The organism is Gilliamella sp. Pas-s25 (assembly GCF_009795885.1).
Taxonomy (GTDB): Bacteria; Pseudomonadota; Gammaproteobacteria; order Enterobacterales; family Orbaceae; genus Gilliamella.
In genome coordinates this window covers 1-11,430 of sequence record NZ_WTEV01000045.1, presented here as the reverse complement: position 1 = coordinate 11,430, position 11,430 = coordinate 1, and the positions used below count along the sequence as shown (strand labels likewise).

Here is an 11,430-nt window from a genome sequence, read left to right as displayed (position 1 = left end):
TCTTCGTTAGGCTACTTGCCTCCCGTTGAATTTAAAAAACACTTATCCCTTAATTTTTTTGTTTGAAAATGTGTTGCCATTCCAAGCAAACCTATTTTTATTGCAAGATAAAATAGATTACATATTTTAACATAGAATAATGTATAGGGAAATGCCGGGGTGTTTACACTTCATGATTAAAATAATCCTCTAATAACGCATAAGGGGGGGTTACTTAAAATGGTTTAACTTTTTGTTTTTTCTCTTTTGAATCGCTAAATATTTTCTGATTATGCCATATCTCTATTAAATTGCGTATCCTCCTATCTGCTTTTTCTGCATTTTTTAATAAAGATAAATGTTTGGTGTTAACATGCAGTATTTCACCGAGATAGATTTTGTTATTGCATTTAGCTTACTGTCTTCATTTATCTTCAATGGATTCTTCTATTTTAATCAGAAGTTTAATACCATAACTGATGGTTTTATAACGTTCGTTCACTGGTTAGGGAGTGAATAGCTTCAATTGGGCTTTTTAGCACGTTGTATAAGCTATAAATGGTTTGACGACGGCCATTAAACGTTTGAAAATTAGTGATAGTTATTTTTTCATTATGATATAAACGCCTTATCATTTGTAGGTGATAAAGCGTTAGTTTTGTTTTTTTATGTATATTCATTACCGTAGTTTCTTAAGTTACTGTAATTCCTACAAATGATATATTTTTATGATTAACCTTAAAATTATACGATTATTTGTATTTAATAAACTAGAATAGCAACACAATTTAAAACAACAAAACACGATAGCAAAGTTTCTTTAGTTAGGATATCGTTTTCCATGAAGAGTCACTAACAGCAATTTTCTTAACTGTGACGATTCATTTCAACTACGTTGAGATTATTTTTAGCTTTAAATAACCGTTTTTGATTGATTATCCAACGGTTTAAAACAGATGGTATTAAATCATATTCTTTCGTAATTATTTGTGCCATTACTCCTGCCATATAAATTTGTGTTGTTTGTTCCATTTAATCATCCCAAAGCATAATGGCATTATCTTCAGTTAAGATTAAAGGCGGTGCAAAAAGGTACTCTTTTACTTTGGTCGGTAAAACCTGCATATCGTTAAAATTAAACTGCAATTCTGGATAAATATTAGCGATGGCTTTTATCCGAGTATTTAGTAATTCCTTTACTTTATCTGACTCTTTGGCAATGGCGATTTCATCTTTCAACATTCCAATTTGTTTTTTATGGTGTTCTGACTCAAATATCTCATGAAAGATAAAAGAAAACCCACCTTTATTATTGCCCTTGTGCATATCATGATACTCTCTGTATTCAGAATGATGTAATTTAAGTTCCTTAACACGCAAGGCAATAATTTCGTCAATATGATCGGTATAATAATTTAATGTAGGATCTAAATAAGCTAGCGTTCTGTGCTCAGGTATTGCTGCATTACTATGTACTAAGGTAAATAAAGGCTTTTTATATGTTTTCATTCTTTAACTTCCTTTTTAATTAAGATAAAAAGATAACAAGGCCTCCAATAAAGAAAAGCGAATATTTCTTTTTTATGTAAAATGTTTCAGGTTAATATAATGCTTAAATATATAAATAAAAAAATCAAAAATTTAATAAATCTTCCATTAGATATTCAAATTAATGAATTTAAATTTTAAAGCATAACAGCTTAAAAAATAAAACACTGTTGAAAACAACCACTATCCGAAAAACAGTTACATTGTAATAATAAATAGTTTTATATAATTATGAGCCTTATCTAAAGGCAATTACGGAATGTTATCAATACGGCAAAAACATTTAACTTAATACTAGAGAAAATAGCTCAATAGCAAACGACCGACTATTTTAGATAAAAAACTAATACCATTTCACAGTAGTCATGTTTCTATAAGACACATTTAATTTTGGAAAGTTCAATAATATTGCTAGATTTACTCTTTTTGTTAAAGATTTTTCTTAAAATCTCACAATAATTAAACAGAAAAGAAAGTAAATCTACCATAATCATTTTTAATATATTTGACTATTAAAGCTATTAAAAATAGTGCAGATCATGGAATTATTTGTCTTTTGAGTTAACATCAGCAATATCGATCATACTTATCAGATGATTTTAAATGGTGATGATAGATTAGATTTTCAAGACCTTTAGGTATTATCATTTTATTCTATCACTTTTTCTAAATAATAAATACTGATATTATTAGAAATTTCTGTTCATTATTTGGCTGATGATTAATAATAAAATTAAGGTGAGTTGGGTTAATTCAACGATATGACATAGATTAGAATGTTAAAGTAGATTGAACAACAAATTTTTTGTAAATGTAAGCTTGGTTGGCTTAATTGAATTGCAATGAGTATTCATTAATTTTGAATTAAAATCATCAAAACTCAATCAAAGTAAAAAGGTAGGAATATTCTTTTCCTACCCAATAATCTAAAATTAAGCGGTTTTTTTGATATGTTTTAAGTTAGGTAAAGCAATTGCGAGTAATATGATGACCACCCCAATCCATTGGGTAAAATAGACCGCTTCATGCAAATAAAAAAACGAACATGTCACAGCAACAGGTAATTCAGCGGCTGAAAGAATCGCACTTAATGAAATACCAATTTTAGGAATTCCAATTGAAAATAAAAAAGGTGGCAACACCGTTCCAAGTAATGCTAATAAAAATCCTAATTGGTACAGTTTATCGTTAATATCCAGTTTAAAGAAAAACAACGGTGGAAAAATCAAAAATGTAACAAAACATGCACCCGTAATCATCAAAGCGCTTTTTTCAAGTTTAGGTAACTCATTGCCGATATTGCTGCTAGTGCTAATAAAAAGCGAATACATTAACGCAGCTAAAAAGCCAAAAAGGCAGCCTGTCAAATTTAAAGTAATATCTTGATTAAACATGCCAGCAGCCAAGCTACTACCCAATATAATTACAATTACTGTTGCGAGTTGAATAATCGTAGGTTTATTTTTAAAAATAACAAAATCGATAATGATGCTAATCCACAAGTATTGCATTAATAAAATAATCGCAATTGATGCAGGTACTAACTGAACGCATTGATAATAACAAATACCTACTAATCCAGGAAAGAGACCAACGGCACACACCTTCCATTTCTTTGTTGATTCAGGACTTTGAGTTGTCGATGTGGCTAATGGCGTGTTAGTTGATGCAGATACTTTGGGTTTGTGTACAGCTTTAACAATAAAATGAATACTCCACAACATTAGCATACCTAAAAAACACTGGATACCTGTGACTTCTCCTAATGTATAGCCCGCTTTATAAGCTGTTTTTACAATTGAAGATAGTACACCAAAACTACATGCGCCTAGAAAAACCAGAAAACCACCTAAAAAATTATCTTTCATATCAAAATCTCATTACACTAAAAAATAACATTGTCGAAAATTATCGACACAAAAACACAACAAAAGTCTTCTAGGGCGGTTGATTTCAAACAACCTCCCCTAAGATTTTTTAACAAGTTAAATTAAATAATTAAGCGATAAATAATCTTTTAAAATCGATTAATTTAAATGGATTTGCCATTATCCAGCAGAATTGCTTTTAGTATGGTCATAATTAAATGAATAATAAAAAACAATGCCTAATACAAGTGCATATGAAGCAAAAATTAACCAAATTGTTTGCCAATCTTTGTTGCCATCGTGTGTACACATGTCAACAACAATACCACTTAAAATTGAACCAAAATAAGCACCAATACCATTAACCATCGTCATAAATAACCCTTGAGCGCTGGCTCGAATATCAGAATTGACCTCTTTTTCAATAAAAATAGAGCCTGAAATATTAAAGAAATCAAATGCGCACCCATAGACAATCATTGAAAGCATTAATAGCACAAATCCAAAAGGTGTTGGATCGCCAAATGCAAATAAACCAAATCTAAGTGTCCAAGCAATTAAGCTTATCATTATGACTTTTTTGATGCCAAATTTTTTGAGAAAAAATGGGATAGTCAAGATAAAAGCGACTTCAGCCATTTGCGAAACAGATAATAAGATAGCAGGGTATTGCACAATCAAACTATCTTTAAATTCTGGATTTTTAGCAAAATCATGCAAAAAAGCGCCACCGAAAGTATTGGTAATTTGTAATATTGCGCCAAGTAACATAGCAAAAAGAAAAAATACCGCCATGACTGGTTTTTTGAATAACACAAAAGCATCTAATCCTAAATAAGAAATCCAAGATTGTTTTTGGTTTTTAGATACAGCAATATTGGGTAATGTTGCACTGTAAATGACAAGTAAAACCGAGGCAGAGCAAGCAATATAGAGCTGAGCATTGCTCAACTCGAATTTGCATAAGCTAATAGTCCACATTGCGAGAATAAAGCCAACTGTGCCAAATACTCGTATTTTAGGAAAGACAGAGACAGTATCTAAGTTTGCTTTATCTAAGCAGTGATAACTAATTGAGTTAGATAAGGCAATAGTTGGCATAAAGGCTAATGCATTGGCTAACATCACCCAAAATAAAATGGCTGAATCAGTCACCGATGCAGCATAAAAAAGCGCAATAGCACAAACAGAATGGCAAAATAGATAAAGATATTTTGCTTGCAAAAACTTATCGGCAATGATGCCAATAATAAATGGTGTAATTAATGCAGCTAAACCTTTTGTACTAAAAATCATCGATACTTCAATACCTGAAAAATGTAAGGTATTAAATAGATAAGCACCAAAAGTGGTTAGCCAACTTCCCCAAATAAAATATTGGAAAAACATCATTATTTTTAATCTATTTTGTATGTCCATTGTTTATTCCTAAAATAAAGTGAACTTTTTATAGAAAACCAATATAAAAGTATCGATTAAAAACGTTCAATCGTTTTTGTAATAAGTTGTAAAAAGGTTGCTTTAACGCGTTCAGCCGTTTCAATGACTTCTTCGTGTCCTAATGGTTGATCTAAAATTCCGCAAGCCATATTGGTTAAACACGAAATACCAATGGTTTTAATGCCTGAATGGTGCGCTATAATTGCTTCTGGTACGGTTGACATACCCACTGCATCGGCACCTAACACGCGAATCATTCTAATTTCAGCAGGTGTTTCATAAGTTGGACCTGTCCACCAAGCATAAACGCCTTGTTGTAAGTTAATATTAAGTTCTTTAGCTACATCCATTACAGTTGAACGCAATTGCTTGTTATAAAGTTCACTCACATCTAAAAAACGCACACCTAAATCAGGATTATTTGGTCCAATGAGCGGGTTATTAGCAGTAAGATTGATGTGATCAGTAATGAGCATTAAATCGCCCGGTTTAAAACTGGTATTGACTGCACCACATGCATTGGTAATGATTAATTTTTCAACGCCAAGCGTTTTCATCACACGAACAGGAAAAGTTACTTGATCTAGTGAAAATCCTTCATAATAGTGAAAGCGTCCTTTCATTGCCACGACGGTTTTGTCACCGCATTTGCCAATAACTAATTCATTGGCATGGCCTACAGCTGCTGATTTGGCAAAATGTGGAATTGTGTCATAAGGGATGTGAACCGCATCTTCAAGTGTATCGGCAAAAGGCCCTAAGCCTGAACCTAAAATAATTCCAATAGTTGGTTTTTTGTCCGTGTGTTTTTGAATATAGTTAACAGCTTGTTGAATCTCAGAAGTTTGATGCATGATAGTATCCTTTCAAAAAATTAAATGTTATAAAGTAAAACAGGATGAATAAATAAACAGTTTTAACCGATTAATTAGTTTAGTTAGGCAATAAACTTATAAAATAATTTAAAAAAGTAATTTTTGTTGTGTGATGTATATTATGAAGATTTTCGCTTAATAAAAAAAGATACGAATTGCGATATCTTAGAATTAATTAAATAATGAGTTTTTTTATTTTATTATTCAACTTATTAAGTTGAAAATTAATTTGACCCACCAATATGGATTAATACTAAAATCGTCATTAAGCTAGGCGATCATCGCCTGAATAGATTACCCCTTTATCGCCTCTAAAAAATCCCAATAAAGTTAAATGGCACTGTTTAGCCAAATCAACGGCCATTGAAGTTGCTGCTGAAACCGCTAACAAAAATTCCACACCACACTTGGCCGTTTTTTGCACCATTTCGTAGCTGGCGCGGCTTGATACCAACACCACACCATGTTGATATTTAGGATTATTTGGCAATTGCATAGCTCTAAAACCAAGCAGTTTATCTAATGCGACATGTCGGCCGATATCTTCAAATCCCGCCATAAACTGTCCTTTCAAATCTAGCCACACAGCCGCATGAGTGCAACCCGTTTGTTGACCCACTTGTTGAACTTGCGATAAGGCATTTAAGCTGTCACTAAAATCCGCTAACTTAATTTGATTTATTCGTGGCAAAGTGGGAATGGCTTGGCAAACTTGATCTATCTGTTCAGTGCCACAGATACCACAACCTGTGCGTCCTGTTAAATTACGGCGTTTTTCTTTCAGTTCACTAAAGCGTCGCGATGAAAGCTCAAGGTGGACTTCTATGCCTTTGGGGGTATCAATAACATCAATGCCATAAATATCATTAACCGATTGAATAATATTTTCAGTTAACGAAAATCCCATTGCAAAATAGTGCAGATCTTTGGGGGTGGTCATCATCACGACATGTGAAATTCCGTTATAAATTAACGCAACAGGTTTTTCGATAGCGATCACATCAGGTTGAGAACTTTGCAATTTACTGTTTTTAAATTTGTGTACTCGAATTGATTCAATACCGATCGTCATGATTTGTCTCTTGTTAATTGGGTTGTAATTAAAACTACTATATAAACATAAGCTCAAATGTGAATAAACCTAACAAACGTTAATGCGTGTAAGATTCTATCAATAGATAACATGCTTCGCGCTAAGTAGCCAATATTATGGTAAAATAGTTCACCATAATCAATTCATAATTCACAAACTAAGCCTATGTCATTACACGAATTCACATTGGTTATTATGCAGTTTATTGCGCATCATCAAATTTGGGCATTGCCAATTATATTTTTATTAGCATTTGGTGAATCATTGGCAATCATTTCTCTTTTGGTTCCTGCAACCGCCATTTTACTTGGAATAGGGGCTTTAATTGGTGGAGGAGCAATATCGTTTGTACCGGTATTAATTGCCGCTACGGCGGGCGCTGTTTTTGGCGATTTACTTTCTTATTGGTTAGGTAAACACTATCATCAACAAGTGATTACTTCATGGCCGCTAAATAAACACCCTAAATTGGTTTATCGAGCCGAGCAATTCTTTGAGAATTATGGAACATTAGGGGTATTTATTGGGCGTTTTTTTGGACCACTACGTGCAATTGTGCCATTAATAGCTGGCGCAATGCACATGCCAGCTACCAAATTTAATTTAGCCAATATTGCTTCTGCACCAGTTTGGGCATTTGTATTGCTTGCACCAGGTGCGTTTGGTGTGCCTTGGCTAGAAACACTCTTTGGCTAAAGCGTGCCTATGGTATAACTACGACGTCCACTTTTGCGCCCCAGTGCTTCTAAATTGGTTTGCAATGGTGGGAATGGTAACGTCAAATGATGTTTACGATAAGCCTCAAGTATCAATTTATGTATAGCGCTTCGCAGTACCATTCGGTGTCCCATTTCAGCAGCAAAAACACGTAATTCAAATAATTGAATGCCTTCTTGGATATCTACCAAAAACACTTGTGGTTCAGGATCGTTAAGTACATATTCACATTCGTCTGAGGCTTGTTGTAAAAGTTTGATAACCAGATCACTATCAGCGTCAATAGTTGCAGGAATGGTTAATACAATTCGAGTGATCGAATCAGATAATGACCAGTTCACCAATTGTTCGGTAATGAAAGCTTTATTGGGCATCACAATTTCTTTACGATCCCAATCAACGATGGTAATGGCGCGAGTATTAATTTTAGTAATATTACCGGTCAAATCGCGAATTGTCACAGTATCGCCAATGCGCACCGGTTTTTCAAATAAAATGATCAAACCAGATATAAAATTGGCAAATATTTCTTGTAAACCAAAACCTAACCCTACACCTAGTGCAGCAATTAACCATTGAATTTTGGACCAGTCGATACCAATAAACGAAAACGCAATCATACTACCTATCATTAAGGTAATATATTTTGAAACGGTTGAAATCGCATAACCTGTTCCAGGGGCTAAATCTAAATGCTGTAAAATGCCTAACTCCAATAAAGCAGGCAGATTTTTGACGAGTTGTACGGTAATTGTCATCACTAAAATTGCAATACATACTGCACCAAGGGTGATGTATTGTTCAATTTCGGTACCATTAACAATGGCACTGGTTCCCCACAACTTAATATTATTCATAAAAGCGAAAGCCGAATGCAGTTCAGACCACAGCAAAATCATAGTAATGAGCGCAATCATCATAATAATGGATCTGACTAAATGTAAAGATTGGGCGCTAATAACATCTAAATTAATAACGGGTTCATCGACACTTTCGTTAAGTGAATTAAGATCATCTTCTTGTGATTTTGCCCGCTGCATACGTTCTAAACGGCGTTGCTTGGTGCGTTCAAATTCAATACGACGCTTTTGGATCCACATCCAACGGCGAATCATGTAATAAATAACTAATAGCGCAAACCAAATAATAACTGAAACTTCAAGGCGGCCTAATAACACTTGTGCAGTTGATAAATAGCCCAAACAAGCAGCAATAATGGCAAGCCAAGGAGCACTTAATAAGATAAACCACAAAATATGACTTAATAAATTATCGCCCGATCCTTTTTTATCAATATAAAGAGGCACGCCAGCGCGATGGATGGCGTTAGTCATAAACACTAAAGCAAAACATAAAAAAATAAAAGCTGTACGACCAATTGTGGCAGCAAATTGGCGGTTGTTATACTCGTCAAAGCTCATCACTATCATCACTAATGGAATCACAAGCCAAATCGAAAGCTGATAATATTTCATTGCCGAGCGTACGCTACGTTCAGACCAACCAAAATGGCTAATAAACAGCCCATTAGATGATGCAAAGTGCGCTGAAATAATAAACACCCATAAAATTGGCGCTGCTGCATTTACACCATAACCTAATGCATATGCAACAGGATAATCCCAATTAATTTGCAATGCATAACCAAACACCGCCCACAAAATTGGTACTGGTAACGCCATAATTAATGAAAAAATAACTACTTTTAGGGTTAAAGAATAGCTATCTTGTGTCACTTTACCCACGCGGCTGGCTGATTTAGTTAAAAAAGTATTATATTTGGTGCGCATTTTAAAATGCGTAAACACAAACAGTAACGATAAAATGATTAAAAATAGCGGTTTGGGTGCACTCAGTACTTCAGTACTGGCATTATAAAGTTGTGAAAGGGTATCGATTGAAAAAATGACATAAACCACATCTTTAGCTAAATTTATTGGATAACTCAAGGATATTGGATTGACATCCGCTACCCAAAAGAAGTACCTATGTGCGGCATCGTTTACTTCATCAATCGCATTAGTTAATTGTTTATTAGCAATTTTTAATTTGGTCAATTCTAAAATGGTGGTATCAGTACCTGAAATAAGCGTCTTGAGTAATTCTGCCTGTTCCCGAATTAAACGGCGATATTGTGTTGCTTCTTTGACGTTATTAAGCGGACTTGTTAAGGTTGGATAATCGTCTAAAGCAGTTAAAATATTACTATAATTAAGTTGTTGGGCTTTGGCTTCAGCAATTTCGGCATCTAGTGCTTGTGATTTAGGTTTTTCGGGTAACCGTAATAATTGTTGACGCAAGGTTTCGCCCAGAGCGGTTGAAAAGCTCAACCACTCACCTTGCTCGTCAAGCGTTGCTAGCGTATTTTGTACGTGTGAAATCTGCGTAGTGATATTGTTTTGCTCATTAACAATGCTGGTTAAATGCGTTTTTTGTAACTCCATATTTTGCCGGAGTTCATCATTTTTATCATTCAATTGTTGAACAACTTGCGAAAGATCATCCTCGCTATTAATGATGGGCGTGGTTTCTTCGGCAAAGGTCAGTGAAGAAAACAACACAGCAACAAAGCATAAAAAACCACGAATCCACATAAAGTTATATCCTATTAGCTAATTTTTGACCTACACGTGCAACATCGCCCACTTTAAGGTGGCTTTCAAACTCAATTGCATTTGATGCAAATAACGTTATCACTGTCGACCCCAATTTAAAGCAACCCATATCTTGCCCTTTTTGTAGTTTGATTTCACCTGAATATGTCCAACGTTTCATTACACCTTCACGCGGTGGAGTAATGACACCTTCCCACTGTACTTCGATGCTACCGACAATGGTTGCTCCGACTAAAATTTGCGCCATTGGTCCAAAATCAGTTTCAAAAAGGCATATTACACGTTCATTACGTGCAAAAATATTCGGAATACTTTCTGTTGTCGCCTTATTGACTGAAAATAGTGAACCTGGCACATAAATCATTTCACGCAAAATACCATCGCAAGGCATATGAAAGCGGTGATAATTTTTAGGTGATAAATAAGTGGTTACATATGAACCATTTTTAAAAAACTTGATCATGTCAGGATGACAAGCAAGCAGTGATTCTAAAGAATAAAAATGCCCTTTAGCCTGTAACAGCTGGGTATCTTGAACGGTACCAAACTGGCTAATAACGCCATCAGCCGGCATAACAACAGCACTATCGATAGCTTCAATTGGGCGAGCATCCTCATTTAATTCACGGGCAAAAAAGTCATTAAAGGTTTTAAACGCTTTAACATCGTTAATTTTTGCTTCGCTCAAATCCACTTTATACAGTTTACAAAAGCCCATAATCATCCATGTAGTGGCTTTTCCCAACTGTTTTTTTGCCAGCCAGCCAAATATGATGGTTAATAGCTGTTTAGGAAGAAGATACTGAATAATTGCATTTAACTGATTTAACATATATAACTCTCAAGTAAAGATAGTAATACGACATTATACCAAGATTCATACATAAAGTGTAAAACGGCTAAAATGAATAATGCGTATTCGGCATAGGAAACAGCAGGGATGTTTACGTTTCTGATTAAAACAACCTGCTAAAACTCATCAAGCATTTTAACAGAATCGCTTTATGTGGTTTAATTATATTATAAAATTAATAATTCGCTTAATTTTTTTTGTTATATTTTAAATGTTTGCTGATCATGCCACATAGTAATGAAAGAACATATCAATTATTTTTCCTTCCCATTGGTCTATGTTCTGGTAAGTTTCATAATTTTGATTTATATGATGTTTATTGCTGTCTTTAACAAATAGATGTTCATCTGTCTCTTAATGATCCTCGCCAAAAAAGTGGACAAAAGTTGCCTCTATGATATAAACAAAAATCATAGGAGACAAATATCATGGTCAAAAAATT

At 34.1% G+C, this 11,430-nt stretch carries 10 protein-coding genes; 1 reads left to right on the top strand and 9 read right to left on the bottom strand.

Annotated features, from left to right (window positions below; translation table 11 throughout):
• Window positions 1-464 precede the first annotated feature (464 nt).
• From GQ593_RS12800 to fdhD, 7 genes are all read right to left on the bottom strand, one after another.
• Window positions 465-659 (bottom strand): hypothetical protein, encoded by a 195-nt coding sequence (locus tag GQ593_RS12800; RefSeq protein WP_160432388.1) that lies wholly within the window; start codon window positions 657-659, stop codon window positions 465-467.
• Between the two features lie 187 nt (window positions 660-846).
• The gene (locus GQ593_RS12795; RefSeq protein WP_160432387.1) at window positions 847-1,011 is read right to left on the bottom strand and encodes a hypothetical protein; all 165 of its coding nucleotides are present in this window, start codon (window positions 1,009-1,011) and stop codon (window positions 847-849) included.
• A complete protein-coding gene (locus GQ593_RS12790; protein ID WP_160432386.1) occupies window positions 1,012-1,488 on the bottom strand; it encodes a hypothetical protein in 477 nt (158 codons plus the stop codon).
• A gap of 971 nt (window positions 1,489-2,459) precedes the next feature.
• The gene (locus GQ593_RS12785) at window positions 2,460-3,395 is read right to left on the bottom strand and encodes an EamA family transporter (RefSeq protein WP_160432385.1); all 936 of its coding nucleotides are present in this window, start codon (window positions 3,393-3,395) and stop codon (window positions 2,460-2,462) included.
• Window positions 3,396-3,575: 180 nt separating this feature from the next.
• On the bottom strand, window positions 3,576-4,814 hold the full coding sequence (locus tag GQ593_RS12780) for a nucleoside permease (RefSeq protein ID WP_160432384.1): 1,239 nt from the start codon (window positions 4,812-4,814) through the stop codon (window positions 3,576-3,578).
• 56 nt (window positions 4,815-4,870) lie between these two features.
• Window positions 4,871-5,689 carry a purine-nucleoside phosphorylase gene (locus GQ593_RS12775; RefSeq protein WP_160432383.1) on the bottom strand — a complete coding sequence of 273 codons (819 nt, stop codon included), beginning with the start codon at window positions 5,687-5,689 and terminating at the stop codon, window positions 4,871-4,873.
• Window positions 5,690-5,975: 286 nt separating this feature from the next.
• A complete protein-coding gene (gene fdhD, locus GQ593_RS12770) occupies window positions 5,976-6,782 on the bottom strand; it encodes a formate dehydrogenase accessory sulfurtransferase FdhD (RefSeq protein WP_160432382.1) in 807 nt (268 codons plus the stop codon).
• Between the two features lie 186 nt (window positions 6,783-6,968).
• Here fdhD and GQ593_RS12765 point away from each other — a divergent pair, with 186 nt between their 5' ends.
• A complete protein-coding gene (locus GQ593_RS12765; RefSeq protein WP_160432381.1) occupies window positions 6,969-7,499 on the top strand; it encodes a DedA family protein in 531 nt (176 codons plus the stop codon).
• Here the strand turns inward: GQ593_RS12765 and mscM are convergent.
• Complete coding sequence (gene mscM, locus GQ593_RS12760) at window positions 7,496-10,114, bottom strand: miniconductance mechanosensitive channel MscM (protein WP_160432380.1); 2,619 nt, start codon at window positions 10,112-10,114, stop codon at window positions 7,496-7,498. The genes GQ593_RS12765 and mscM overlap by 4 nt on opposite strands.
• A 4-nt stretch (window positions 10,115-10,118) precedes the next feature.
• The gene (gene asd, locus GQ593_RS12755; protein ID WP_160432379.1) at window positions 10,119-10,967 is read right to left on the bottom strand and encodes an archaetidylserine decarboxylase; all 849 of its coding nucleotides are present in this window, start codon (window positions 10,965-10,967) and stop codon (window positions 10,119-10,121) included.
• Window positions 10,968-11,430: the final 463 nt, after the last annotated feature.